This window comes from Alkalihalophilus marmarensis DSM 21297 (assembly GCF_000474275.2).
In the GTDB taxonomy this organism is placed as follows: domain Bacteria; phylum Bacillota; class Bacilli; order Bacillales; family Bacillaceae_D; genus Alkalihalophilus; species Alkalihalophilus marmarensis.
In genome coordinates this window covers 1-26,780 of sequence record NZ_ATAE01000025.1, presented here as the reverse complement: position 1 = coordinate 26,780, position 26,780 = coordinate 1, and the positions used below count along the sequence as shown (strand labels likewise).

The window sequence follows — 26,780 nt, the reverse complement described above, 5'->3', positions numbered from 1 at the left end:
GATTATACAAATCCTTAAGCTTTTTTTATCTGTTTTCGTTTGGTAAAATGACGGTTAATCGTGAAAAAAATGTTGTCGATGAAAAGAGCTTGTCAAAATCGGGTATACGACTAATAATGAATATAACAGATTAGTTTTGGGGTGTTGGCACCGTGACAAATAGAAAAAAATTAATGTACATAGTTTTCTTTCTTTATTTAGGGGCTCTGTTTTATGTGACACTGCTTGCCTGGAATTACGGTGCTTCTCTAGGGTCTGCGGCTCCTGGGGGAAGGAATTATAACCTCATTCCATTTAGAAGCATTTACCGAATTGCCGTTTTTAGCCCAGATATTATGGATCCGATTCGAATTTTATTAGGGAATATCGTTATGTTTGTGCCTTTTGGATTCTTTTTATATGCGTTATTCTCAAAATTAAGAAGTATAGGGTTGGTTGCATTAATAGGCTTTTGCACTTCATCCATTATTGAAGTGAGCCAGTTTTTGTTTACCCACCGAGTAGCCAATATTGATGATCTGATTTTAAACACTGCAGGCGCACTTATAGGCGCAGTCATTGCTTGGACGATCATTAAGGCACGAAAAAGAATCATTGTATATTCAAGCAGCCAAAAAAGCTCCCTATAATTCAGGGAGCTTTTCTTTTGATTCAGCTATTCTTTGCCAAACTCTATAAAGTACATAAACGACTAATAAAAACAGGAGATAAAAGCCAGCTATTATAACTAATTGGCCAGGGTCGTTGACAACAGAGTTCCCGACAACGGCAAATAAAATCATTGATGGGACTTTTCCTAGCGAAGAAGCAATCGCATAAGATAAAAATTTCACTCTGCTCAGAGCTGAATAAATATTAACAATAATAGATGGGATCACTGGGATCAGGCGTGTAAGAAAAATCGTCATAAATGCATTTCTTTCAAACAAACTTGTTACTTTATTTAGTGCCTTATAGCGCTTAAGTAATTGAAGCCCCCAATCTTGATAACCGTACCTTACGAAAATAAACATGATGATTGATGCTAATGATGATCCTACCCACGTCATAAAACTGCCTAATACAGGTCCGTAGGCGGCTCCCAAAACTCCTCCGATAATTGGATATGGAATAATAGGAAATAAAGCAAAAAGTGTAGCAAGTACAGCTGTTAACAAGATATAATTTGCCCCGCCTTCGCGAATCCATAGTAAGAGTGACTCTCCGTAATAATAAATCACTAAAGCGAGCAAAACATACATACTAATAATACCTATTTTTTTGATCATTCGTAAAAGCCTCCGCAAAACGTCATCGTTTCTATTTTATAATAATCTCGGCATACGTAAAGGGAAAAGGTTTTCTCAAATCACTTAACTGCTCCAAAGCTTATCGTGAATGTCACACAAAATGGTTTACCTTCATACAAATAAATAGTATATTAAACATAGTATAATACTAGGGAATGGAGGGTCTGTGATGAAAAAGTGGTTGTTTATGGTTATGTGCAGTCTCATTTTATTGCTTCCTTTAAAAGGCTTTGCCCATTCTTATGTGAGTGAGTCATCGCCTGCTGACGGGGAAACGGTAATGGAAGCTGTGGATGAATTACATCTTTTATTTAATGGTGGTATTGAACCATTTAGCACGGTGACTGTTAAAAAAGATGGAGAAGAAATAGAAATTGGTGAAATAATTATTGAAAGTCCTTCTATGTATGTAGAAATGAGTGAATCATTAACGGCGGGCACGTATGAAGTAGAGTGGCAGGCTATTGGTTCGGATACTCATCTTACAGAGGGACAATATTCGTTTACGGTTGATGAATCGGTAAATGCTTCACCTGAGGATGAGGAACCAGCCGAGGAAAGACAAATTATCGATGATGTGGAGAATGAAGAAAAGCATCTAGAAAACGAACGGGCCGAAGAAGGTAATGCTGTAGAAAATACTGATGCTGATGAAGAAAATGCCCTCTTGATGATCGGTGCCCTAGCCTTGATTACAATGATCGTAATAGGAGTTATTGTACTGAGAGGCCGTAAGAAATGATTTCTTTAAGTAATGTCGTCTTAAGCTTTGCATTTCTTATCTTAACGGGATATCACTTATTAGCCTTAATACCTGAGGGGAAAAGGGCGGCCATAGATGTTCCGAGGTGGCTTCTTCTCTTGTTGACGGGACTCATACCCTTTATGCTGCTAGCGCCTGTGTGGAATATATTAACGGTGTTAGTAACACAATTTCAAGTGAGCTGGGTTGAAGCACTGTATACAGTATTCCTCAGTTACTCATCAGGCCAGGCAGCATTGTTAAGTATTTTGACAGCTGGAGTTTTATTTGTCCTTACGATACGAAATAGCGGCTCGGTCTATATGAAAGTCAGTGCATTACTTTTAGTCCTCATTTTAATTGCATTATCAGGCTGGGCAAGTCATGCTGCATCTTTAACTGGTCTATCTGGATTTTTTGCAAACACTGGTCATCTGCTTGGTGTTTCTGCTTGGATTGGCGTCTTGTTTGTATTGGGATGGTTTGGGAGGCACCTTACTGATGCGAAAGCCTTTAGTGCGTGGTTTTCACCTCTGGCGTTGATTAGCGTAACTGTCATCATTGGATCAGGATTTTTATTGATGGGCGACATTGTACCTGAATATGTAAATGCTTGGATGTTAACGTACGGTCAACTATTACTAATCAAACATATTCTATTTATTCCTTTATTACTATTTGGGGCGCACCATATATGGTTGATTCGAAAATCTAATCACCAAATAAATCTTGAAAAGCTGCAAACGACATTTCGAATCGAAGCACTTATTGCCTTTATTATTATCGCGATCTCTGCCTTTATGACGGAGGAGACACCACCGCATGAAGTGATTCAAACGCTGCAAACGGAAAATACTTCGATTTTGTTTGAGTTATTTCAACAGCAGCCGCTGCTTGTGAATCAGACGCTGCAATTAGAATGGAATATGCTCTCTGTTAGCTTGATCGCTTTAAGCCTAGTATTTCTTTTAACTGGATCCAGGTGGTTAACAGGCAGAATGAAGATATGGTCTGCGATGACTTCTTTTTTCATTTTCTGCTTTCTCTTTTATGCGGGACTAATGCAAAGTGTCTTAGCTGTAGATACAGCTGTTGACGAGACCGTTTACGAGACGAAAATTGAAGCAATCGAAGCGAGCTATGCTAGTGATTTGATTGTCACTCTCTTAGCAGCAGAGGAGCTTGATGAACACAGAGTGATGACTATTTATACGGTTAATGATCAGGATCTTGTCGCCGAAGTATTAGAAGCAACAGCTGATGGCTATAAGAGATTACCAGCAGCTATGTTAACGGTTGGCGGAACTGCTGTTACTGATGAAGATCAGAAAATTAGAACGTTCCGTGTTCAACATGGAAATTGGCATGACGAAGCTTATGAATACACGTATGTTACATTCGGAATGATTAAAGAGCCTGTTGGCGTAGCAAGAGTTCAAATTCATTATGAAGGCGGCTCGTATATCGCTGAACTTGAAAACCATGTATTCATTAATAAAGTTTCTAGTCAAGAACGATGGAATGATCAGCACCCTATTGATTTCTTATCAGATGATGGAAGCGTCATCGAAACATATGCAAGACAGGTTATGGAGGAAGGCGTTTATTGTCATTAGGCAATAAGCGTTTTTTTTTGAGGAATTTATTATTTCGTTTTGCGAAGAAAAGGAGTACAATGAGAGAAAAAAAGGAGGGGCATAAAGTGGAGAGAAAGAAGCTATGGTTGATCTATGGCATGCTGACGCTAGCAACAGCCACATGGGGAAGTGCTTTTATTGCAGGGAAATTTGCGATTGAAAGCTTTGAACCAGCGACAATTGCTTTCTTGCGATTTTTAGGAGCAGCTATTTTATTATTTCCAATTATGTGGTTTTTCGAGAAAAATAGACCAAAACCAACTATTAAGGATTGGGGGATGTTTGCTTTATTAGGCCTGACAGGGATTGCAATCTATAATATTTGTTTCTTTTTGGCCAGCAAGCATGCGCCAGTGATTAAAAGCTCTTTATTTATAGCGGCAAATCCGATGTTAATTGTTTTGTTATCTGGTCTCTTTCTAAAAGAAGTGATCACTAAAAAGCAGATCATTGGGTTGTTCCTTGCATTAACTGGCGTTGTCTTGATCGTGACGGAAGGGAATGCGGGTGTAATCACTCAATTTCAATTTGAAATGATCGATCTTGTGTTATTAGGAGCTGTGATCACTTGGGCTCTATACAGTGTTTTAGGCAGAGTGGTTCTGAAAAAATACAGTCCGATCGTCTCTACTACGTATGCAGTAGCTTTCGGTACCTTCTTTTTATTACCATTCTCGTTAGTTGAACAGCCTTGGAATGCCATAGGCACGGCCACACCGGCAGCATGGCTTTCGATTGCTCATATGAGTGTTTTGGTTACGGTTGTCAGCTTTATCCTATACTATTACGGTATTCAACAAATTGGGGCAGCAAGGGCTTCGATCTTTATTAATGTGATGCCGTTGTCAGCAGTAATCATGGCAACAATCTTCTTAGGCGAAACGTTCACCGCTTCATCGATGATTGGAGCATTATTTGTTTTAAGCGGCGTGTATGTTGGAACCTATGTCCATAAAAAAAGGATAAAACGTTTGAGGCATGCAAGTTAGTGTCATTAGTGTTAAAATGTGTGCCATAAGAACGAGGTGAATGTATGTTACGGGAACAATGGACAAAAGAACAAATTGAGCAATGGCTAAAGTCAGTGGACCTGGGTGAGCAAACATTTCAGGAAGCAACGGCTTTGCAGCTTATTAACCAACTTGAGGCAAATTCTTCTATAGGTGAAACAAATAAGATTCGTGGAGAGCTCTATGCAAGGCTTGCTGTTGAAAGAGAAAGCCGAGTACACTCTTTAAATGATCATTTGTTACATGAGTGGATGAATATGGCTCTCGAATCAGATCATTCAAATGAAAAAGCTCACTCTGTAAGATTGAAACTAATCGTAGAGCAATGCAGACACTTGCCGATCCCATCTAAATTCCCGCCCATCAGGGAAACAGACCATGGCAGTGCTAAGAAAAAGACGGCTGAGCTGTATCACGATATAGCTCTAGAGTTCGGCAGACTAGATGAGCAGATGAAGACGTATTTTACACAAGCAGAAGAATCACTTAAATATGCTGATAACGAGGAGTACGGTGAAGTGATCCGTTCACTTCAGCGCATTTACGACTTATTTGTAGAGCCTTTTGAAATGATTGAAGCTGCAACGAGGGAATATGCAAACTCTTTAACAGGTATTTATTATTCAGCAGCACAGTTCAGTCAAATCGACCAAGCGGTAAAACAAATTGAACAGACTAAAAAAGAGTGGGAAGAGCAATTAGATCAAGCAGCCGCTTCAAAAGGCCATACTGAATTAAGTGCTCTTGAAGAGCTTGATTCAATGATCGGACTTCATGATGTAAAAAAAAGAATTGCTAAATTGTATCAATTTTTGCATTATCAAAAAGCACGTAAAGAGCAAGGGTTTCGCTTTAAAGATGAATTAAGCCTACATATGATATTGACTGGAAACCCAGGTACAGGTAAAACTCGTTTAGCAAGATTGATTGCAAAAATTTATTATGAACTTGGTCTTCTAGAACGGCCTGAAGTATATGAAGTAGACCGCTCTCAGCTTGTCGGAGGATATGTTGGTCAAACAGAGGAGCAGACCACTCAAGCCATTGAACGAGCTTTAGGCGGTGTTCTTTTTATTGATGAAGCTTATAGTTTAAAGCGCCAAGGACAATCAACTCAAGATTATGGTCAATCAGCCATTGATACCTTGGTCTCTGCGATGACGAGCGGGAAGTATCAAGGCAAATTGGCTGTCATATTGGCTGGATATCCAGAAGAAATGAGAAACTTTCTTCGTGCAAACCCGGGACTTAGAAGCCGCTTTCCCGAGCAGAATCATGTGCAGATTGAAAATTATTCTACAGATGAATTAATCGAGATGGCCAAGAATGTGGCAGTTGAGAATGATTTTGTGATAACAGAAGAAGCCATTATGGCGTTAAAAGAGCGAATCGAAAAACAACAAGTAGACGAATCCTTTGGAAACGGACGTACTGTAAAAAACATTGTATTAGATGCTATTTTTCAAAAAGGAGCATCTGTTCAATTAGATAAGGTGGAGTCGAATGATTTTCTTCTCTTAGAAGCAGGAGATTTCAAATCAGAAGTCTCATCCAAAACAACTGAAGAAAACGATCCGCTCGAACAATTAAATGAACTCATTGGACTAACAGAAGCGAAAAAAACGATTGAACGTCTCACTTCATTTGTTAAAGTACAGCAGTTAAGAAGGGAGCATCACTTAGAAGTCACACCTATTGGGCTGCATGCGGTCTTTAGTGGAAACCCTGGAACAGGAAAAACGACGGTCGCAAGAATTTATGCTAGAGCACTTCATCAGCTTGGACTTCTTAAAAGAGGGCATATGGTTGAAGTGAGCCGTGCTGACCTTGTTGCCGGTTATGTGGGGCAGACGGCAATCAAGACTAGAGAAAAGATTGTCGACGCCCTAGGCGGTGTCTTATTTATTGATGAAGCATACTCTTTACTGGGTAAAGGAGAAAATGACTTCGGTGCTGAAGCTCTTGCGACCCTCGTTCAAGAGATGACTGTGCACGATGAAAATTTAGTTGTCGTCATGGCGGGCTATAAAACGGAGATGCAAAAATTACTAGAAGTGAACCCCGGACTGCGTTCACGTTTTAAAAATGAAGTAGAGTTTAGTGATTATACGGTAAGCGAGCTAAACGAGATCTTATTAAAACGAGCACATCATCATGGATATCAATTTAATCAAGAGGCGATGAATTCCCTTTCTGAGCTCATCCCTAAAGAAGGACATCCAGGTAACGGCCGTTTTGTTGCAGGGTTACTCGAATCCTTAATACAAGCACAAGCAACGCGATTAGCAGCAGAGAGACAAGCACATATAGATAAAGACATGCTTACAACGTTCACGAAAGAAGATATGTTGTTCCTGCAAAAAATGGAGGGGTAGAAATCATGTTCATTTCTGAAACAAAAGTAGAAGTCCGTTATGCTGAAACAGATCAAATGGGGATTGTTCATCATTCCAATTATGTCGTGTGGTTTGAATTAGGGCGTACCCATCTAATAAAAGAAATAGGCTTTAATTATGCCGAAATGGAAGCGGATGGAATTCTTTCGCCAGTCACTGATATTCAAGTGTCTTATAAACACCCGGCGACATACGGGGAAGAAGTAATTGTTAAAACCTGGGTTGATCGTTACGATGGAATTAGGGTGGCCTATGGCTATGAAGTAATAAACAGCAAGGGGCAGATATGTGTGACTGGTGAAAGTTCACATTGCTGCGTAAAGAAAGATACATTTAGACCGATTTCTATTAGAAAGCAATTGCCTGAATGGCATGAGGTTTACGAAAAAATAAAAAAATAATTTCATCGTATGAAATGATGCGGAACTTCCATACTAAAAGAGGTACCACATCTTACTCATACGGAGGGATTACCTATGGCAAAGCCAGATAATCGTGCAGATAATGTTGAAAAGCTACAACAGATGAAAGAAAACACACAGCACAATATTGAAGCTGCTGAGGAGTCTATGGCAAATACGGATATGACTGCAGAACAAAAACAGCAGATCAAACAAAAGAATGCGAACCGTCAAGAAAGCATCGAAGCATTCGAATCTGAAATCCAAGACGAATCCCAAGCAAGAGAAAACGGGTACCAACAGTAATAGATAAAAAGCAAGGCAAAGCGCCTTGCTTTTTTTATGTGTGAATCGCCCTCATATTTATTACCGCATGCCAGCCCAGTCGCCTCCGCTTTTCTCTGTCTAGCTTCATGATTCAGATAATCGGTGGCTTCACTTTGCCAAACGAAGCAAGAACAGCTTCTTATTGTCAAACCTCCATCCTCCTCATATCTAAACGAATCATTCAGCTTTTCGTGTCTAGCTGCGACTCCTTGTCCTGCGGGTAAAAAAACGGTGAATCGAACGAAGCAAAAAGCGCTTCTCATCACTTCCCCTAATTTTACCGCATGCCAAAACAGTCGCCTCCGCTTTTCGTGTCTAGCTGCGGCTCCTTATCCTGCGGGTAAAAACGGTGAATCGAACGAAGCAAAAAGCGCTTCTCATCACTTCCCCTAATTTTACCGCATGCCAGCCCAGTCGCCTCCGCTTTTCTTCTAAAACTAGACGAATTGTTACAAGATCTCTCAAAGGGAGGAGTGTGGGTTTTGTAGAATTCTTAAGCAAGAAAATAAACTTAGTGAGGGTGATGGTTATGAGTTATCAGAATGAAATGAACTGGAAGAAATTTTCCTATGTTGTGAAGCAGATGCAGTCTGATAATCCAAGGGTTCGTGAAATGGCTGTCCAATCTTTAGACCGCATGGTGGACACTGAAGTATCTGGTATCACTTTAGAAGTGAAAAGTTCACATTCAAAGTCGCCAGAAAAAGATAAACAAGATGTGATGCATAAAATTAGATTGCTTCAAAAAGATAAGGAAAAGAAGCAGCAACGAAGAAAAAAGTGGTTTGCTGTGCTATGATAAGGAAAAATGATGAAGAGGTGCGTTGAATTTGGCTTTTGGGATTACAAAGACTGAACTTCGTGAGTGGAAAGAACGTGCAAAACAAAATGAAATATCCTTCCTCACTCACTTTTGGATCGATGATCGTTTTCCGGGATGTACGTCTGTTACCAAAGTCGCTTGTGCAGATATTGAAAAGTTAGTAAGCTGGGGTAGGAATTATGGCTTGAAGCGTGAGTGGCTTCATTGGCATGATGACTACCCTCATTTTGATTTGCTTGGGGAAACTCAATATCGCATTCTAAAACAAGAGGGATTGCTGTCACAGCTATCTCGTTTTCGTGTTTTAGACAAACTTTAAGTTTGAGTTCTTGGTATAATAGGAATACTTATACAAACTGATCATTTAGAGGAGGGCTAATTATGACAACTACACAACAGCAAATTCAAGAGGAACTATATACAAGACCTTCTATTGACCCGAAAGAGGAAGTCAGAACAAGAGTAGACTTCTTAAAGGATTATTTATTAAAAACAGGCACAAAAGGGTACGTGTTAGGGATTTCTGGTGGACAAGATTCCAGCTTAGCTGGTAAATTGGCACAAATCGCTGTTGATGAATTAAATGATGAAAAAGGTGGTTCGTATCAATTTATTGCTGTTAGACTCCCATATGGCATCCAGCATGATGAAGATGATGCCCAGCTTGCCTTAGAATTCATTAAGCCAAGTGTGATCAAAACGGTAAATATTAAAGCGGCAGTCGATGCAAGCGAGGCTGCATTTAACCAAGCAACAGGAGAAGAAATGTCTGACTTCCATAAAGGAAATACAAAGGCACGTGAGAGAATGAAAGTACAATTTGACTTAGCTGCTCATTACGGCTGCTTAGTAATCGGTACTGATCATGCTGCAGAGGCTATTACTGGATTCTTTACAAAATACGGTGACGGCGCTTGTGATATTGCTCCTTTATTTGGGTTAAATAAACGACAAGGCAAAGAGTTGTTGAGAGTTCTTGAAGCTGATGAGCGTTTATACTTAAAAGTGCCTACGGCCGATTTAGAAGATGATAAACCTGGTATTCCTGATGAAGTGGCACTTGGAATGACGTATGAAAATTTAGATGATTACTTAGAGGGCAAGGAAGTAGATTCAGATATAAAGAGAAGAATCGAACAACGTTACAAATTAACAGAACATAAGCGTCAGCTGCCTGTAACGATCTATGACGAGTGGTGGAAATAAAAAAGGAAGTCAGTCATGAACCTTTTCACTCCATCATATGGTCTAAATAGACAAATAATATGAAATGAAACAAACAGATTGAAATGATTAGGATCAAGGAGAGGAAAAGCTTGATGAAAGGAAAAGTTGTTTTATTATCAGCTTTATTAATTTTGCTTGTTTTAGTAGGTGGATACGCTTTTAGCAGCCAGCCCGCTTCTTCTAGTTTAGATGACCAAGAGAGCATGGGTAAAGTGGAAAGAGGCGAGCAGACCCAAGAGATTAACGGGTTACAAATGACGGTTAACAATGTCCGGACAGAAGAATCAGAACAAGAAGGTATGCACAATGTCATCATTGACATTACTCTTGAAAATGCAAGCTCTTCAGTTCAAGAATTTTCATTGTTTAAGATGAGTTTAGCTGACCCAGAAGGTTATGCCTATACGCATTCTTCACGCGTAGAAACAAAAGGAATCCTAGGCGGGCAGCTTCACCCTGAACGTAAAAATCGCGGTGAAATTGCATTTGAAGTGCCTGTACATGAAGAATATGAGATGATTTATACAGACCATCTTAGAACGGGCCAAGTAACATGGCCGATTACATTAGACCAATAGGGTAGATAAGTAAAGGAGAGTTCCGTAAATGAGCACCATCAAAAATAGTGACCTTCACATGCATTCCACTGCTTCAGACGGAAATTACACTCCAAAAGATTTGATGGGAAAATGCAAGGAGGCGGGGCTTGAAATAGTAGCACTCACCGACCATGATACTGTTCAGGGGATAGAGGCCGCTATCGAAGCCGGACAAGCACTTGGACTTGCGGTCATTCCTGGAATTGAACTTTCTACAAAGATTCACGGCAAAAGTGTACATATTCTTGGCTATGGCATTGATTATACCAACATTGACTTGAAAAGTTTTTTAGCTGCGCAGCAGGAGTATCGCAGTGAGCGTTTAGATGAGATGATTGCTAAGCTTTCAAGAATTGGTATTGAGCTACACCGTCAGCAAGTGTTAAAGCATGTAGATGGGGGAAGCATAGGCAGGCCTCATGTAGCCAAAGCGATGATTGATGCAGGATATGTAAGCTCAGTAAGTGAGGCTTTTGATGAATTTTTAGCAGAAGGCAAGCCAGGGTTTGTTGAAAAACAAAAAGAAATGACTGTTAAAGAAGCAATTGATTTCATCCATAAGTACAACGGTGTGGCGATTGTTGCTCATCCCGATTATTACGGTTTAGATGAAGAAATCGAGTCTTGGGTAATAGAATGGGGGCTAGATGGAATAGAAGCTTTCCATCGTGATCATAACCGATCAGCAGTTGAGAGATATTCAAGTTTGGCACACTCAATTGAAGGGCGCAGTGGAAGACGGCTCTTACTCACTGGCGGCTCAGATTTCCATGACGAGGAATATGGAAGGGTTCCAGAGCCACTCGGTGTGACAAGGCTTGAAAACCGTTACGCAGAAGCATTATTAGAACGTATAGAAGAGAGCGGCTCATGAGAATGAGCCGCTTTTTATGAAGAAGTTTCCTTTTTACCTGAAATTTCGATTCCAGCTAATGCTTGGTTGGCTAGTTGATCTGCTTCTTTGTTTTCTTTGCGGTCAATTTGTATAAATTCACATGTAAGCTTAAGTTTTTGTTTCAGTTCGTCTATTTTATCTAGCAAAGGTTATAATGATCTTCATAACTCGGCCATTCTCCAGATGCTTGATTCACTGCAACTTGCGAGTCGGAATAAAATGTAATCGTTTGATGCCTGACTTCTTCCTCTTCTAATATTTGAAGCGCTAAATGCATGGCTGCAAGCTCTGCTTCATTATTATCAGCTATATATTCAATTTGTTCATTTCTTCTAATACGCCAATTTTTTTTGTGCTGGGTAAAATAAATGACAATCCCCAAGCCTGCTAATTTGCTTTTTTTATCAAAGCCGCCGTCTACATAGATCCTTACATCTTGTGGTTCTGTCTCGTGGATTTTTGATAGCTTGATTAACTCTTTTTTTGTCCAGCTCCGGTCATCTTCATCATAATATTCAATGGATTTTAATCGTCCGCTTTTTTCTAAATCATCAGAAAGGAGCAATACCTCTTTAAGCAGCATAAACTCTGATTTCATAAAGGATGTCATTTTGCCTTTAGGAAGCTGGTAATACCATTCGATTCTTATTTTCATTTTCAACCCTCCGAACGATTGATTAACGTTGAATTTTATGATAATTTAAAACAATCTACTAAATTCAGTTTAACAGTTTAATGTAATGACGGATATATTTACATATATTTATTAGTAAAGGAGCCCTAATGTTATGCCTATTAAGATCCCAGATCACTTACCTGCAAAAGAAGTATTAAATAGCGAAAATATTTTCGTCATGGATGAAAGCCGTGCTTACTCACAAGATATTAGACCACTTAAGATCATTATATTAAATTTGATGCCCATTAAAGAAACAACTGAAACACAATTGCTGCGCTTACTTGGTAATACTCCGCTGCAAGTCGATGTTTCGTTTCTATATCCTGATACTCATGTCTCTAAAAATACACCACATGAACACCTGCAGTCGTTTTATAAAACATTTGAAGAAATTGAATCCAAAAAGTTCGATGGAATGATCATTACGGGCGCCCCGATTGAAAAGCTCGATTTTGAACAAGTTGATTATTGGGATGAATTAAAGCGTATTATGGATTGGAGTGTCAAAAATGTGACGTCCACTCTTCATATATGCTGGGGAGCTCAAGCTGGTTTGTATCATCATTACGGTGTTAGAAAATATAAACTAGATCAAAAAATATTTGGTGTTTTTACTCACAGTATTGAACAGCCTAATGTTAAACTGCTGCGAGGGTTTGATGATGAATTTTTAGCCCCGCATTCTAGACATACAGATATTAGACAGGAAGACCTAGAAGATGTTCCTGAACTTGATGTATTAAGTGTCTCAGAGGATGCAGGAGTGTACTTAGTTGCTGCTAAAAATGGCAAGCAAATCTTTGTCACGGGCCATTCAGAATATGATACATGTACGCTTGAAGATGAGTATCGACGTGATCTTGAAAAAGGATTAGATATCTCTTTGCCAGAGAATTACTTTCCTGAAAACAACTCTGAAGCTAAGCCTAAGCTTAAATGGCGTGCTCATTCTAACTTATTATTTTCAAATTGGCTTAATTACTATGTGTACCAAGAAACGCCATATGATTTAAGTGAAGAATAAACGGGAAAATGTGCATTTGAAAAACCTACAGCACTGCTGCAGGTTTTTCTTTATGCTCATGATTGGCTTGATTATTCTCATTGCACCACTCTATAAAATACTTCACAAACTGCGGGTCCCATTGCGTTCCTGCTCCTTCTTCAAGGATCTGCAAAGCCTTCTTTTGACTCATTCCAAGACGGTAAGGACGGTCTGATGTCATGGCATCAAATGCATCAGCAACGGCAAGGATTTTTCCAAATAGAGGGATTTGATCACCGGTCAACCTGTCAGGATACCCACCGCCATCTATCCTTTCATGATGAGAGCGAACACCAGGTATTAGTTTTTCCATCAAGTCTGCTGGCTGTATCGTTCGGAGGATTTCTTCACCTAAAACAGGGTGAAGCTGAATTGCTTTAAACTCTTCCTCTGTCAATCTCCCGTTTTTAAGCAGGACATCATCAGGGACCCCTATTTTCCCTATGTCATGAAGCAGTCCTGTTTTTCTCAAGGTCTGAAGCTGTTCTTTTGTTAATCCCGCCTTTTTGCCAATTTCAACCGCATACTCAGCAACACGGACTGAGTGCCCTGCCGTATATGAATCACGCGCATCGAGTGTAGTGGCTAATGTCTCAAAAAAGCTTTCATACAATTGATTATTTATAACTTCACGCGTTTTTAGCCCTTTCACCATATGATTAAATCCATTAATGGTTTGTGAGAATTCATCGGAATAGTACTCTGCGGCCCGTACATCAAAGTTGCCTTCTTGAACTTTTTTCATCTTGTCATGGAGATGATTTAGTGGTTCGGCAACGATTGAAAATAATAACCTCGCACCATACAAGGAAAGTCCGCAGCCGACAAGCAAAACAAGGAGAGACCATACCCAATACACTTCTATTAAAAGTGCTTCACCTTGGCTGAGTCTCATTTGTGTCGCTAAACTAAATAATAGAAGAGGAAAAGCACCGAATAATAAAGCACTTAATTGAAATTTTGTTTTTAAAGAAATAATTTTCTTTCCTTCTAAAGTGAGCTTTTTTTGATAAAGGTGTAACGACTTTTTTTGTATATGATCAAGGATCGGAATGATCGCAGTTGATGTATGGTAGTACTCTATCATTGCATGCATACCGGCAATTAATACCGCGCACACTATTCCATATAATATGTATGCATAAGGTATATGCACAAGCTCTATTCGTATAAAGAGAATGGTAAGTATAACTGCCGGTATACTTAAACCAAATAAATGAGGCCCTAGTATCCGGTATCCAGTTAATTTAGGAAATTGATGAGCTTGATAATAAGCAGTTTTTAACTCTTCATAAGACGGCTCTTCAGCCATGCAGGCATTTTTAATTGATTTGGCATGACGTTTAAAAAAGTACCATTCCACACCCATCATGCACAAAATGGAACTAAAGACAATTAAGGCGAGAGGCAGGAGGTCTCTTGGTTCAAGTGCTAACGTGGTTGGGATTAATACAACTCCTACACCTATGACCGCTATGAATGACCCAAAAAGGTAATATATAGCTAAGTTTTTAACAAATTGTTGGTACGTTAACAAAAACGGATCCCCCTTTAATCATCCTAAAACCTAAGGGTCTTTTTACCTATTATATTACGGTTAAATGGTTGGATAAACAATACAAAGATGACAAAAATGAGAGGTGTAGTCATGAAAAACGAACATTCTTTGAAATCTATTGTGTATTTAATGGGTACGGATGTGTATTATGAACGTTATCAATCCGAGAAAACCAAACGTGGCACGCTGGTTTTTATTCATGGTTTTGTGTCATCGAGCTATAGCTTCAGATATTTAATCCCTTATTTACAAAAATACTATGACATCATCTGTGTGGATCTTCCAGGGTTTGGGCGGAGCGGGAAGCAGCGAACGTTTTGTTATTCATTTCAAGGGTACGCTGATTTAGTGATTGCCCTGCTGGAATTGCTAAAAGTGGAGAACATTACGATTATTGGCCATTCAATGGGAGGACAAGTTGCACTATATATAGCCAAAACGAGGCCAAATTTAATTTCCTCCATCATTTTATTATCAAGCTCAGGTTATTTAAAGAGAGTGAAAAAACGATTTATTTATGCTTCATATATTCCTTTTGCTAAACATGCAATGAAATGGTGGATAGGGAAGAGAAATGTACAGAAAATGTTTACTCAGGTGGTGCATAACGAAAAGACAATAACCAAAGAAGCAATTGAGGAATACAGTCTGCCCTTAACAGACCCATCTTTTTGTGATGGGTTAATTGGCTTAATGCGCCAGCGTGAGGGAGACCTTGATAAAAAGGACCTGCAACACATTATGCAGCCTTGTTTAATACTGTGGGGAGATGAAGACACTATTATTCCTTCGAGAATTGGCAAGCGCTTATCGGAAGACCTCCCTTGTGCAGAATTTTATTGTTTTAGAAAGACAGGACACTTATTGTCGGAAGAAAAACCAGACGAAGTTGCAGATAAAATGCTTTCTTTTTTAAGCAAAAATCAGAAGGCTTAATGGGCAGCTAACCCCTTTCTCATTATATGCTATAATAATAGTTGATGAGCGGTATTGGGGGTAGAGGAATGGATCCATTAGATGTCATGATGAATAAAGAGAAGATAAAACCGTATTTCCAAGCCATTGTTAGTGCTGATAAGCAGCTCGTTGTCGGATATGAGGTGCTAACGCGTTTTGAAGGGGAAAATGGAGCGGAAAGCCTTGGCTGGTTCTTTCAGGATAAGTCGATCCCTGATGAATACAGGCTTGAGGTTGAAGACCATGTACAACGGCTTGCGCTAACTAAATATATGGAAGAAGCTCAGACAAGCATTTTATTTTTAAATAATGACATAGATATCGTGTTAAAAGATGATGGGGAAAATTTATTAAATAGAATAATGCCTTTTATTAATCAAGGCTTGCCAGCAGATCGAATTGCTATAGAGTTTAAGGAGTCGCAGATCCTTGATAAAGTGGAAGAGGGTAAGCATCTTTTAACTTATCTTCAAAGCCTGGGTATCCGGATTGCCATAGATAACGTGGGGCAATCTAATGGGAATTTGGAGCGTCTTGCGATGGTGAGTCCTAATATTGTAAAAATTGATACGAGTTTTCTTGAGAATAATTCACTGCCTCATCTTTACCGAGACGTTCACCATTCATTAACAATGCTTTCAAGAAAAATAGGAGCAACTCTATTATTTGAAGGGATATCGACATTTAACCAACTAAATTATGCTTGGAGAAATGGCGGCAGGTATTATCAAGGCTACTATATGCAAATGCCAAAGGCTGATTTTATTGATGAGGGTTCTTGCAAGGAACGGATACAAAAAGAATTCCACCATTTTATTACCTTTGAAAGAAAGAAAATGCAAGCGCAGCTTAGTTTAACGAATGAACTGAGCGTTAAAATCAAGCAAGCTATTAAACGTATTCAAGCAGAAGATACATATGATGAGGTAATAACAAAGATTGCAGAAGATTGCAGAGAGTATGCTTTTAGGATCTATATATGTGATCAAGAAGGGTTTCAATTATCTTCAAATATTGAAAAGGATGAAACAGATCAATGGACGCTAAGGAGTGAGGGCAGATATAAAAACTGGAGCTGGCGCCCATATTTTCTAGAAAACATCGTCAGAATGAATGTTGAAAAACGAGGGATTTTATCTGATTTATACACCGATATTGAACGGGAAGAGCATATTCGAACGTATTCATACCCAATTGCTGAAGAGGCATTTGTTTTTATTGATATACCGTATACGTATCTATTTGAACAAGATGAATTATTGTAAAAGGTAAAAAGAGGGCATTTGTCCTCTTTTTTGTTTTTCTTGAAAAAGAAGGTTTAGTCTTTCGATATACAGGTTATAGTTTTCTAACATTGGAGAATATACTCTCCCATTTTAAAGGAGGACTATGTACATGCCACTAGAAAAAGAACTCCAGAAATTAAGGGATAAGCAATGCGCGGAAGGTTGTCTTACGATATATTTAAATACGGATCAATCCAGTGTCGACCAGAAAAAAGGAGAATGGAAAATCCGCCTTAAAAATGGCCTAAATAAAATAGAGGAGTATATTCAGGCAAGTAGTGAAAGTGAGCTTAAATCATTTAAAAAATTGAAGAAAAAAGCTTCAAAAGAAATTCCAGACATGCAAACTTCACTGTCCCGCAGTCTTATTTTTTTAGGGTCAGCTGATGGTGAATGGGAAATAAAAAAATTAAATGTGCCGGTTGAAAACGAATTCAGATGGGAGAATAAGCCGGCAATTGAACAGCTAGAGAAGATTCAACAGGACTATCCAAAAGTAGGCGTATTAGTTATTCAAAAATTAGATGTGTTTGTCATTGAGACGAGTTTAGGCGAAGTAGATAGGGAATTTGCTTACAGCTGGGACATTGAGGATGAAGATTGGAAAGAGTATGAAGGAATCGCATCAGCTGACAGGACAGCTTCTGGTGCTACACATAAAGATCAATATGACCAACGCTTTGAAGCGAATCAACAGAGATGGTTTAAACAGCTGGCCCAAGATATTCAGAAAAAGGCAAAAGAGGCAGGGTGGCAGGAGATATACGTGTCAGGCTCTAATGAAGCTGCCGGAGAGTTTGAAAAGCACCTCACTTTCAGAGAGGTGACAGTCATTCCTAAAAACTTCACAAAAATAAAAGGGCATGAAATTGTAAGCGAAGTGTTAGCATCTTAATGTCAGGATCAAGTAGTTAATAAAATGAAGGTAAATCAACTGTACAAATCTTTTAAAGGAGTTGTTTTTGATGAAAGAATTTAGTGTTGTACCAAATAAAGATAGTTCTGCATGGATGGTTAAAGTAGAAGACGTATCCCCCGTCCATTCTTATAACAATAAAATGGAAGCCATTGAAAAGGCGAAAGAATTAGCTAAGGAAGACCAGCCTAGTAAAATATCTTTATATGATGGTAATCATGAATTAGAAGAAGTGATTACAGTATAGTTAAAGTAAGCTGAATATTGATATATGATAAGCAGCCTCTCATTCAGAGGCTGCTTTTTAGACTGGCTAAATACTGAATATAGTGATATTTAATATATTCCTAGTCTTTTAAGTGTAATAGGAGTATTCTTAATAGTGGATGTTTTATTGGAAAGCAGGTAAGGAGAGGTTTGAATGGAGTATCGTTCCGTGTACCGCTTAATGGCCTATTTGTTTTTTGCTTATTCTACGATGACGATTGTGATGAGCTATATTCCTTTATATTTTCAGGCTGATGGCTTATCTGGCAATGAAGTAGGAATATTAATGGCAATAGGTCCTTTTGCGACGATTATTGCTCAACCTTTTTGGGGGTTTATGAGTGATAAATATAAAACGATTAAAAGAATGATCGTTATAAGTGCCATTGGCGTCGTAATAGCCGCTGCAGGGTTTATGTTGATGGGGCAATTTTATGGCTATCTAATTATGATGTTTGTACTCTTTCTCTTTTTATCACCGTTGACGGCATTGGGAGATAGCTTGTCTCAAAAAACGGCTACTTTAAAAGGAGTCAGTTTTGGACGGATTCGGATGTGGGGGTCGCTAGGGTTTGCTACTACTTCATTATTAACCGGCTATGTGCTGACAACCATTGGGGTAGAACGTGTGATGATCCCAATGATTATAATGGCGGTATTAGCACTCGTTATGGCGCTTACAATTGAGGATGTTAAAGGGACAAATAAGCCAGTAACGATTATTAGTGCACTGAAAATAGGTTTAAATAAAAAGCTGATGTTCTTTCTTTTATGTGTCGTTTTTATCTCAATTACTCATAGAGCAAACGACAGTTATCTAGGGTTGTATATTGTTGACCTTGGAGGAGCAGAATCTTTGATCGGCTGGGCTTGGTTTGTCGGTGTATCAGCTGAAGCGCTTGTTTTTGCAACGAGTCCTTTATGGTTTAGGAAGTTTAATCCCTTAAGCTTTATTGTGATTGCTGGCTTTATTTACAGCATTAGATGGGTGTTGATGGGTATGATTACTTCACCTTGGATGGTTCTGCCGCTGCAGTTAACTCATGGAATTTCATTTGGGATGTTTTATATTGCCGCATTCCAATATGTGAATAAATTAATCCCTGAGCACCTTCAAGCAACAGGGCATGTCTTATTTATTACAACATTCTTTGGTTTATCCGGCATCTTCGGTTCGCTTTTTGGGGGCTGGATGATTGATGGATTTGGCCTTAAAATGCTATATTTCTGTTTAGGTGCTAGTGCTTTAATCGGAGTAGCAGGATTGATGATTTTTAACCAGAAAACGAAAGTGAATTCTTCCGCAGCTTAAAAACAACTCATTAAACAACTCATTAAACAACTCATCATATAAATCATTATGGGTTGTTTTTTGTATTTTACAAGTTCGTGATAATCAGATAAACTGATAAGAACTTTAATGGCAGCAGGAGGTAGAAAAAAGTGAACATCGTATTAACTGATACATCAAGAGAGTATTTAAAGTCTCTAGAATTAGCAAAAAAAGCAGTTCGAATTGTTGCACGAGATACATATGAATGAAGCACGATGATTGAGTTTTACCTCGCTCTGGATGAGCGAGGCTTAGAAGATACTTTTGTTATTGTAGATGACATTCCTTTTATTTATGATCATAAAGCTCTAGATGAAATTGGATCATATTTAAAAGTTGACTTTATTGGTTCACAAGGGTTGAAGTTAATCAATTCCAACCAAACATTAGCTTATGGGTTAAAGTTAAAAAGATTGTAAATTACTTTTTAACAAAAAATGCACTGACTTGTTTAACAAGAGGGGATACTTGTTTGACGATTGGTGAGACTTGCTGCACCGTCTTAACGACTTGATCCACGGTTTGAAACGTTCTTCCGACATCAAAATTACCATCTTCCCCAGTAAAAGCCGACTTAATTAAAGAAGGCTTTTTGCTGTTAAACGATTGTTGTTGTTGTTGTGAGTATTGGTTTAAAGAGCTTTGATAAGGCAGTTGTTGATTAAATCCCTGTTTCTTTGCCATCGGGGGCTGCTGCATAAATCCCCTTTGACGACGTTGCGGTTGCGGGTGATGCGGCGTGTGTTGATATGGATGCGGTTGGCTGTAGTGGTTCCAATGAGGATGATTCATCATTTGGATTTCCTCCTTATTGAATATCTATTCGTTCTGACCTTAAGGGAACGGTAATAATGAGCAGCCCATTTTTATATCTAGCATGGATCTCAGATTCTGTTGGATGAAACCCTAGTGGAATAAAACGTTCCCGAATTCGGTGTGTTTCAGAGCGTCTCCGAATCTGATTTTGATCGTTTGTTACATCTATGACTTCATTTTCCTGAACTTTTATATGAATGCCTTGGTTATACACATCAATCGTAATTTGCTTACGATCAACTCCCGGAAGCTCAGCTTCAATCTTTAACTCAGATGTTCCCCTGCTAAATCGAATAGGGATCGTTGGTGTAAATAAAGGGTGATCAACTAACCGCTCATGAGTTTGTTGAAAAAAATCGTCAATTGATTTTAATATGTCCTGATAGCCTTGAGGGAGCTTTCTGGACCATGATTCTTTCTCAGACACTGAAAATCCCTCCAATTATGCAATTGTTTTTCTGTATTATATCTATGTCATGACTTTGTAAAAGGTGAGTAAATGTCTAGGGGGGGGATGACCTTGAAAATTATCGATACACACTGTGATGCTTTGCTTAAATTATGGGAAAATCATGATCGAACATTTCTTGATGAGCCGGAGATTGAGGCAAATGCCAACCGCTTATTGGCAGGAGGTGTGGAAGCTCAGTTATTTGCTATATTTGTTGAACCCTTTATTAATAGTGATCAGAAATTTCAGGCAGCGCTTGAACAAGCAGACCTTTTTCATCAAAAAGTAACTACAACAAGCGGTATGAAATGGATTAAACGTTGGTCTGAATTGGATGATCTAAAAAGTGACGAAGTTGGAGCGGTGTTAACTCTTGAGGGCCTTGATCCAATTGGAGATGACTTAACCAAACTTAGAACGTTGTATCAGCTAGGGGTATTATCAGTTGGGCTGACTTGGAATCAAGCAAATTTATGTGCAGATGGAGTAGGTGAACCTCGCGGAGCTGGGCTGACGCTATTAGGACGTGAGGTTGTAAAAATGAATAATGAGCATCATGTACTTACAGATGTTTCTCACTTAAGTGTAAAAGGGTTTTGGGATGTGATGGAGCTAGCTCGATATCCAATTGCCAGCCACTCAAATGCTTACAGCTTATGTGACCATCCAAGAAATTTAAATGATGACCAAATCAAAGCTTTGATTGAAAAAGACGGCTATATCGGCGTTGTCTTTCATCCTTTATTTACAACCGGCAGAGACACTGCTGAGATAGCAGATCTGCTTACTCATATTGACTATTTATGCAGCCTAGGTGCAGCAAGTCATATCGGTTTTGGCTCTGACTTTGATGGAATTAATGTATATATCAATCAATTAGAGCACTCAGGTAAGTTTCCTGCATTAATTGAAGAGCTGTTAAAGTATTACCCAGAAGATATGGTGAAAGGATTTGCAAGCGAGAATTTTAAGCGAATTGTACCTAGAGGGTAATTTTCATTTAATCATTATAAAGAGATGAAAAAATATAGGGGATAGAGTATACTAGGCTACGAAGTGAGGTGAATCTAATGAACATTACTGATAGTGCAAAAGCATTCTTAGAAGAAACGATGCAAGAACACGGATTAAAAACGATTCGCGTGGTTTTTGCAGGCATGGGCTGAGGAGGCCCCAAGCTTGGTCTGGCTCTGGATGAGCCGGCAGAATCTGATAAACGTGAAGTCATTAACGGTATCGATGTTGCTTTTGAAGAAGGCATTTATGATCAAGTAGCTAGTCTTACGCTTGATATGCAGGCAACTGAACAAGGCGAGGGTCTTGTGATGGTTGGCGGCGGGCAAGATTGCTGTTAATGGATTAAACATTATGAGGTTGATCAACCTCATAATGTTTTTTTGTTTAGAAGGAAATGAATTACATAATTTTTTACCTTCTAATGTTTGTCCATTTCAATTCCCTGAAATATCAAGGTTTAATAAAGACTCGGTTTCACAAACTTTCCTAAAAATGATCATTTTTTATAGCTGAATAGCTTAGGAGGAATGCATGTGGTATGTAGTGCTGATTGAATTATGTTACAATCATCACATGCTTTAAGATAAGAAAGGGGTTTATGTATGAAAAAGAAACTAGGACTAGGTATGGCAGCTATTGCACTAGCTGTTACACTAGCAGCGTGTGGAGACAACGAAGAGACAGAAGTCGAAACAGATGAGACAGAAACTGAAGAAACAGCAGAACATCCAGAAACAGAAGCTCCAAGTGAGTTTTCTTTAGATACTGAGGATATTCCTGAAGTTGTTGCTACAGTAAACGGCGAAGACATCGAGAAAGATGATTATGTACGTGCTGTTGAATCTCAAGCAATGATGTATACACAGTTTGGGATTGACTTTAACGATGAAGAAGGACAAGCAATGCTTGAAGAAGTAAAAGATGGTGTGCTGCAAGGGTTAATTGAGGACCGCCTTCTCATTCAAGCTTCAGAAGATGTTGAAGTAACAGATGAAGAGATCGACCAAGAGCTTGAGATGGCAATGGCACAATCTCAAATCGAATCCCAAGAGCAGCTTGAAGAACTTTTAGCTGAACAGGGCTTTACAGTTGAAGATCTTCGTGAAGACTTTGAAAAGCAATTAAGAGTTCAAAAATTTATTGAAGAACAAACAGAAGCTCCAGAGGTTTCTGAAGAAGAAATCCAATCAGCTTATGACCAGCAAGTAGAAATGGCAGAACAAAGCGGAGCGGAAGAAATTCCTTCATTTGAAGAGCAGCGTGATTCAATTGAAGCTGAGTTAATTCAAGAAGCAAGAATGGCTCAACGCGATCAAATTGTTGCTGAATTACAAGAAGAAAGTGATATTGAAACAAACGTATAATAAAGTAAGCCTGCGATATAATCGCAGGCTTTTTTGATAAAAAAGTTGCCGGATCCTTCTTTTATCCTATACACTAACAGTATAGAAGTCTCATAGAGATGGTATAGGTACATAACAGTTGCCTCGGAAGGTGGAGGGTGTATGAACGATCAGACAGATATTTTATTAGATAGCGGCACCAATGAATTAGAAGTAGTGATGTTTGAAGTTGCAAACGGGACTTTTGGGATTAATGTCTTGAAGGTAAGAGAGATTATTAATCCTCTTCCTATTACGTTAACGCCTAATGCTCATAAGCATGTAGAAGGTGTGATCCGCCTAAGACAAGAGGTCATTCCAGTGGTTGACCTAGCTAAGGTGTTAAACCTTCCTGCATCAGACGATCCCACGCAAGATAAATTTATTGTCGCTGAATTAAATAAGATGAAGGTAGCTTTTCATGTCCACAGTGTATCAAGAATACATCGTATATCATGGGAACAAATTGAAAAACCAAGTGAGCTATCTTTGAATGCCGAAAGTCATACAATCGGTATTGTTAAACTTGAAGATGAGATGTCTTTGCTGCTTGATTTTGAAAAGATCGTAGTAGATATTAATCCAAAAACGGGATTAAGTGTTGAGCAAATTAAGAAGCTCGGCCAAAGAGAACGTTCAGAAAAAAGAATTATGATTGCAGAAGACTCTGCTATTTTAAGAAAACTCTTATCTGATACACTCAAAGAAGCAGGGTATGAAAAGCTCACTTTTTATGAAAATGGCCGCCAAGCGTGGGATGTTCTTGAAGAGTATAAACAAAGTGATGGTGATCTTCCTGTTGATTTAATTATTACTGATATTGAAATGCCGCAAATGGATGGACACCATCTAACTCGGCGCATTAAACAGGACCCAGTCTTAAAGCAGCTTCCTGTTCTTATTTTCTCTTCGTTAATTACGAGTGATCTTCATCATAAAGGTGAGAAAGTAGGAGCAGATAAACAAATAAGTAAGCCTGAGATTGTAGAGCTTGTTCAAACGATTGATACGTTTGTAAAATAACCCTCTCACCGTTTTGCCTCCTTTGCATAAGATACAGCATCTAAGCAAAAAAGAGGCGATGAGATGGCTGCTAAAAAGAAATCATCAAAGGCAAAGCACGTTCCTAAGAAAACCCCGAGTGAAAAATATGCGTTTACACAAAAAATGGTCACTTCAGAAACCTGTATCAAATGCAGCACGCCATGTGCAAGAGGCATGGCCTATGTTGAAAAAATGAAGGATCCTGGGGCAGTAGGTAAGGGGGTTCCTTGTCATTTAACAAAAGGAAAAGGATTTAAATAACGTGAAGCAAACAGCTTCACGTTATTTTTTTTGTTTAAAATCATTGAGCAGCTGTGATTTTTGAGCTTCCGATAGAGCTCCCATTTTCGTAAGTAAATAGGCATATTGGACAATTCTTTTTTTATAGCTCATCTTTATCATCTCCTTATGGATTTTATTTTTCTTTACTACAATATATTCAACAAGCAGCAAAAAAGTTTCTTGAGGGAAACTTTTTAGGCGGATTTAGCTGCTTGCTGAAAATCAGATGATAGACAAGGTTCATTGTTTCTTGTTACACTACATGAAATACATGTACGCATTTTGAGTAGGAGTGAGGCAGTTGGACATCCAAATTACAAAGCCGGCACTAGCTTGGTTTAAAGAAGAATTTCAATTACAGGGAGAGGGAGAATATATCCGTTTTTTTGCAAGATATGGAGGCTGCGGTAATATTCAAAGCGGGTTCTCACTGGGGATCAGCCAAGATCCTCCGGTTAAAATCGGTACAAAGGCAGAAGTAGACGGTATTATTTTCTATATTGAAGAAAAGGACTTATGGTATTTTAAAAACCTCGATCTTAAAGTGAAATACAGCCGCAAATTTGATGAAATTGAATTTGTGTATGAAGAGCAAACGTAACTAGAAAACCAGCACCTGAGTGCTGGTTTTCTAGTTTAGTCTGGTTTCCTTGTCATAATGTCTAGTAAATGTTCTTCAAAATGTGTCATATTCATTTTTGTTGCCACTTTGTGAATTGGAGCAGGTGGCAGTGTTTCGTAAGGGCGCATGTCAGCACTTGTTATCCCGCGCGCAATTCCGACTTCTTTTTGGATATAAATTAAATAGTTTTTTAATGTAAACCACTCTGGATTCGTCAGGGCAATCATCGGTATTAAATCATGCACGGGACTACCTTCAATATCCGGAATTTGACTCTGATAAAAAGAATAATAAAAATCAAGAATCGGATACAAAATACCTTCGCAGCCTACAACGTCTAATTGTTCAGCAAGCTCTGGGGTAATATAAATATGATCGGTAATATTAAGTGGAAATAAGGTTATGTTTTTTGCGAATTTCATAACAATGAGTGCTGCTGTGGGGTCACCATAAATGTTTGCCTCAGCAACAGGTGTGACATTTCCTGGAACAAAAAAAGCTCCGCCCATTATGTGGTAATTAGTGATTCTACTCATTAAATTAGGGTATAGAAGAAACAACATTCCTAGTGAAGTCAAACGGCCGAGTGTGACAATCGTTAATTCATCGCTGTATCTTTCTAATAGTTGGATGAGGTCGCAAAAGTTTTCACGAAGACTCTCATCCGTATCTGGAGGTGTAAAAGGGCCGAGGCCAAAATCGCCGTGAATGGTCGGGTGTGCGACAGGCTCTTCTCCACTTAATGCGCGTTCAGCCCCGCTAAATACAGGTACATCTGTTTTTCCAAGTAAAGATAGCAAGTATTGGACATTACGAACAGCGAACCGTCTGTTAGTATTTCCGTATTCAGCCACGATTCCAACCACTTCAATTTCTGGATTTTGAAAGGCGTAGATTAGGGCGATTGTATCATCAATTCCGGGATCACAAAATACAAGTATCTTTTTCAAAGTTATCACCAACATTTGGTATTTATAACATGTTTATGCAAATGCCTAATGCAGGGACACAAAAAATCTTCCCGTATGAGGGGAAGATCCTTCTAGCAATTATTAGACAGGCATAATCCATACAATTTGCTGAATACGGACAAAGAAAGTAGAATTGCTCGATTCAATGACTACATGATCTGGCAGCACATTTGAAACTGTACCCCTTACATTCCCTCGAGTGGTTTCTATGACAACTTCACTTCCTGTCACAGATTGAAGGGTTTGAACCACATAAGGATCGACAGAACTGATCATTTGAGGTACTTGATGGTCATTTTGATTATTCATAGTCGTGCGCCTCCTCTAAATTTATATCAATCTCATCCTATGCGTTTGCCTAAAATATGTGTTTGCTTTGTAAGACTTCTACAAAAAAAGGCAGGCCGCTGAAAAGCTGAGAAACATGGGAGGTAAGAGTAAGCTCGCCGCTTCTGAACTACACTACGCTTTCCGTGTGGAGCTAGTGAGCTTCCTCGGGCTACTGCCCTGCGGGATCTCACTCCTGCTCTAGTCCACACAGGAGTCTCCGTATAGTTCATCCGCTAGGTTATAGCGTTTTTTAATTATTGTGTGAAGCGTTATAGTTATTCGTTCAGTTCAAATTATAAAATTGCTTGGGTTCATCAGCTAAGTTCACTAAAAAGCTGCTTATAAAAATGGGAGAACTATACAACATCCTTCCTCCGTTGATTGGAGCGGAAGGCAATCGACTCCTGCGGGATGTGCGTGGCCAGGGGAGACCCCACAGGGCGAAAGCCCGAGGAGGCTCCCGGACCGCCCGCGGAAA

Annotated in this window: 32 protein-coding genes; 25 read left to right on the top strand and 7 right to left on the bottom strand. The window is 39.0% G+C overall.

Going from position 1 to position 26,780, the window contains the following annotated elements; translation table 11 throughout:
* Nucleotides 1-152: 152 nt before the first annotated feature.
* Entirely contained in the window at nt 153-629 is a 477-nt protein-coding gene (locus A33I_RS08555) for a VanZ family protein (protein WP_022628057.1), read from the top strand.
* Here A33I_RS08555 and A33I_RS08550 read toward each other — a convergent pair.
* Nucleotides 624-1,268, bottom strand: coding sequence for a TVP38/TMEM64 family protein (locus A33I_RS08550; protein ID WP_012959248.1), 645 nt, complete (start codon nt 1,266-1,268; stop codon nt 624-626). The two genes, A33I_RS08555 and A33I_RS08550, sit on opposite strands and share 6 nt — an antisense overlap.
* Before the next feature lie 190 nt (nt 1,269-1,458).
* On the opposite strand from A33I_RS08550, the gene A33I_RS08545 reads away from it, so the two are divergent.
* From A33I_RS08545 to A33I_RS08495, 11 genes are all read left to right on the top strand, one after another.
* Entirely contained in the window at nt 1,459-2,031 is a 573-nt protein-coding gene (locus A33I_RS08545; RefSeq protein WP_022628056.1) for a copper resistance CopC family protein, read from the top strand.
* The gene (locus tag A33I_RS08540) at nt 2,028-3,647 is read left to right on the top strand and encodes a copper resistance D family protein (RefSeq protein WP_022628055.1); all 1,620 of its coding nucleotides are present in this window, start codon (nt 2,028-2,030) and stop codon (nt 3,645-3,647) included. Before A33I_RS08545 ends, A33I_RS08540 begins: the two co-directional genes overlap by 4 nt.
* An 86-nt stretch (nt 3,648-3,733) precedes the next feature.
* Nucleotides 3,734-4,657 carry a DMT family transporter gene (locus A33I_RS08535; protein WP_031311524.1) on the top strand — a complete coding sequence of 308 codons (924 nt, stop codon included), beginning with the start codon at nt 3,734-3,736 and terminating at the stop codon, nt 4,655-4,657.
* A gap of 44 nt (nt 4,658-4,701) precedes the next feature.
* On the top strand, nt 4,702-7,053 hold the full coding sequence (locus A33I_RS08530; protein WP_022628053.1) for an AAA family ATPase: 2,352 nt from the start codon (nt 4,702-4,704) through the stop codon (nt 7,051-7,053).
* Nucleotides 7,054-7,058: 5 nt separating this feature from the next.
* Nucleotides 7,059-7,475, top strand: coding sequence for an acyl-CoA thioesterase (locus tag A33I_RS08525; protein WP_022628052.1), 417 nt, complete (start codon nt 7,059-7,061; stop codon nt 7,473-7,475).
* Nucleotides 7,476-7,550: 75 nt separating this feature from the next.
* Nucleotides 7,551-7,781, top strand: a complete 231-nt coding sequence (gene tlp / locus A33I_RS08520; RefSeq protein ID WP_022628051.1) for a small acid-soluble spore protein Tlp — start codon at nt 7,551-7,553, stop codon at nt 7,779-7,781.
* Nucleotides 7,782-8,331: 550 nt separating this feature from the next.
* A complete protein-coding gene (locus tag A33I_RS08515) occupies nt 8,332-8,601 on the top strand; it encodes a hypothetical protein (RefSeq protein WP_152976458.1) in 270 nt (89 codons plus the stop codon).
* 31 nt (nt 8,602-8,632) lie between these two features.
* Nucleotides 8,633-8,944, top strand: coding sequence for a hypothetical protein (locus tag A33I_RS08510; RefSeq protein ID WP_022628049.1), 312 nt, complete (start codon nt 8,633-8,635; stop codon nt 8,942-8,944).
* A gap of 62 nt (nt 8,945-9,006) precedes the next feature.
* Nucleotides 9,007-9,831, top strand: a complete 825-nt coding sequence (gene nadE, locus A33I_RS08505; RefSeq protein ID WP_022628048.1) for an ammonia-dependent NAD(+) synthetase — start codon at nt 9,007-9,009, stop codon at nt 9,829-9,831.
* A 113-nt stretch (nt 9,832-9,944) separates the two neighbouring features.
* Entirely contained in the window at nt 9,945-10,430 is a 486-nt protein-coding gene (locus tag A33I_RS08500; protein ID WP_022628047.1) for a DUF4352 domain-containing protein, read from the top strand.
* A 28-nt stretch (nt 10,431-10,458) separates the two neighbouring features.
* Complete coding sequence (locus tag A33I_RS08495; protein ID WP_022628046.1) at nt 10,459-11,325, top strand: PHP domain-containing protein; 867 nt, start codon at nt 10,459-10,461, stop codon at nt 11,323-11,325.
* Between the two features lie 160 nt (nt 11,326-11,485).
* Here A33I_RS08495 and A33I_RS08490 read toward each other — a convergent pair whose 3' ends face one another.
* Entirely contained in the window at nt 11,486-12,001 is a 516-nt protein-coding gene (locus tag A33I_RS08490) for an RNase H family protein (protein ID WP_022628044.1), read from the bottom strand.
* Between the two features lie 133 nt (nt 12,002-12,134).
* Between A33I_RS08490 and metA the strand changes: the two genes are divergently transcribed.
* Nucleotides 12,135-13,049 (top strand): homoserine O-acetyltransferase MetA, encoded by a 915-nt coding sequence (metA, locus tag A33I_RS08485; protein ID WP_022628043.1) that lies wholly within the window; start codon nt 12,135-12,137, stop codon nt 13,047-13,049.
* Nucleotides 13,050-13,074: 25 nt separating this feature from the next.
* Here metA and A33I_RS08480 read toward each other — a convergent pair whose 3' ends face one another.
* A complete protein-coding gene (locus A33I_RS08480; RefSeq protein ID WP_022628042.1) occupies nt 13,075-14,607 on the bottom strand; it encodes an HD-GYP domain-containing protein in 1,533 nt (510 codons plus the stop codon).
* 87 nt (nt 14,608-14,694) lie between these two features.
* On the opposite strand from A33I_RS08480, the gene A33I_RS08475 reads away from it, so the two are divergent.
* The 6 genes from A33I_RS08475 to A33I_RS08450 all read left to right on the top strand — a co-directional run bounded on the left by A33I_RS08475 (nt 14,695) and on the right by A33I_RS08450 (nt 19,806).
* A complete protein-coding gene (locus tag A33I_RS08475; RefSeq protein ID WP_338012129.1) occupies nt 14,695-15,564 on the top strand; it encodes an alpha/beta fold hydrolase in 870 nt (289 codons plus the stop codon).
* 68 nt (nt 15,565-15,632) lie between these two features.
* Nucleotides 15,633-16,850 (top strand): EAL domain-containing protein, encoded by a 1,218-nt coding sequence (locus tag A33I_RS08470; RefSeq protein ID WP_022628040.1) that lies wholly within the window; start codon nt 15,633-15,635, stop codon nt 16,848-16,850.
* Between the two features lie 130 nt (nt 16,851-16,980).
* Nucleotides 16,981-17,766 (top strand): VLRF1 family aeRF1-type release factor, encoded by a 786-nt coding sequence (locus tag A33I_RS08465; protein WP_022628039.1) that lies wholly within the window; start codon nt 16,981-16,983, stop codon nt 17,764-17,766.
* Between the two features lie 70 nt (nt 17,767-17,836).
* Nucleotides 17,837-18,034, top strand: a complete 198-nt coding sequence (locus A33I_RS08460; protein WP_012959229.1) for a DUF2188 domain-containing protein — start codon at nt 17,837-17,839, stop codon at nt 18,032-18,034.
* 174 nt (nt 18,035-18,208) lie between these two features.
* A complete protein-coding gene (locus tag A33I_RS08455) occupies nt 18,209-19,366 on the top strand; it encodes an MFS transporter (protein ID WP_022628038.1) in 1,158 nt (385 codons plus the stop codon).
* A 236-nt stretch (nt 19,367-19,602) separates the two neighbouring features.
* Nucleotides 19,603-19,806 carry a hypothetical protein gene (locus tag A33I_RS08450; RefSeq protein ID WP_022628037.1) on the top strand — a complete coding sequence of 68 codons (204 nt, stop codon included), beginning with the start codon at nt 19,603-19,605 and terminating at the stop codon, nt 19,804-19,806.
* A gap of 1 nt (nt 19,807) precedes the next feature.
* Here A33I_RS08450 and A33I_RS08445 read toward each other — a convergent pair whose 3' ends face one another.
* Nucleotides 19,808-20,182 (bottom strand): YppG family protein, encoded by a 375-nt coding sequence (locus A33I_RS08445; RefSeq protein ID WP_022628036.1) that lies wholly within the window; start codon nt 20,180-20,182, stop codon nt 19,808-19,810.
* Nucleotides 20,183-20,195: 13 nt separating this feature from the next.
* Complete coding sequence (locus A33I_RS08440; RefSeq protein ID WP_022628035.1) at nt 20,196-20,630, bottom strand: Hsp20/alpha crystallin family protein; 435 nt, start codon at nt 20,628-20,630, stop codon at nt 20,196-20,198.
* A 93-nt stretch (nt 20,631-20,723) separates the two neighbouring features.
* On the opposite strand from A33I_RS08440, the gene A33I_RS08435 reads away from it, so the two are divergent.
* The 6 genes from A33I_RS08435 to A33I_RS08415 all read left to right on the top strand — a co-directional run bounded on the left by A33I_RS08435 (nt 20,724) and on the right by A33I_RS08415 (nt 24,980).
* Complete coding sequence (locus A33I_RS08435; protein WP_022628034.1) at nt 20,724-21,647, top strand: dipeptidase; 924 nt, start codon at nt 20,724-20,726, stop codon at nt 21,645-21,647.
* 77 nt (nt 21,648-21,724) lie between these two features.
* Nucleotides 21,725-22,009, top strand: coding sequence for an iron-sulfur cluster assembly accessory protein (locus A33I_RS21465; protein WP_336623224.1), 285 nt, complete (start codon nt 21,725-21,727; stop codon nt 22,007-22,009).
* 264 nt (nt 22,010-22,273) lie between these two features.
* On the top strand, nt 22,274-23,035 hold the full coding sequence (locus A33I_RS08430; RefSeq protein ID WP_022628032.1) for a SurA N-terminal domain-containing protein: 762 nt from the start codon (nt 22,274-22,276) through the stop codon (nt 23,033-23,035).
* Nucleotides 23,036-23,176: 141 nt separating this feature from the next.
* Nucleotides 23,177-24,076 carry a chemotaxis protein gene (locus A33I_RS08425; protein ID WP_022628031.1) on the top strand — a complete coding sequence of 300 codons (900 nt, stop codon included), beginning with the start codon at nt 23,177-23,179 and terminating at the stop codon, nt 24,074-24,076.
* Between the two features lie 63 nt (nt 24,077-24,139).
* On the top strand, nt 24,140-24,358 hold the full coding sequence (locus A33I_RS08420) for a hypothetical protein (RefSeq protein ID WP_022628030.1): 219 nt from the start codon (nt 24,140-24,142) through the stop codon (nt 24,356-24,358).
* A 322-nt stretch (nt 24,359-24,680) separates the two neighbouring features.
* Entirely contained in the window at nt 24,681-24,980 is a 300-nt protein-coding gene (locus tag A33I_RS08415) for a HesB/YadR/YfhF family protein (RefSeq protein ID WP_012959216.1), read from the top strand.
* Between the two features lie 35 nt (nt 24,981-25,015).
* On the opposite strand, the gene A33I_RS08410 is transcribed toward A33I_RS08415, so the two are convergent.
* A complete protein-coding gene (locus tag A33I_RS08410; protein WP_235806180.1) occupies nt 25,016-25,960 on the bottom strand; it encodes a nucleoside hydrolase in 945 nt (314 codons plus the stop codon).
* A 93-nt stretch (nt 25,961-26,053) separates the two neighbouring features.
* Nucleotides 26,054-26,281 (bottom strand): YuzF family protein, encoded by a 228-nt coding sequence (locus A33I_RS08405; RefSeq protein ID WP_022628027.1) that lies wholly within the window; start codon nt 26,279-26,281, stop codon nt 26,054-26,056.
* Nucleotides 26,282-26,780: the final 499 nt, after the last annotated feature.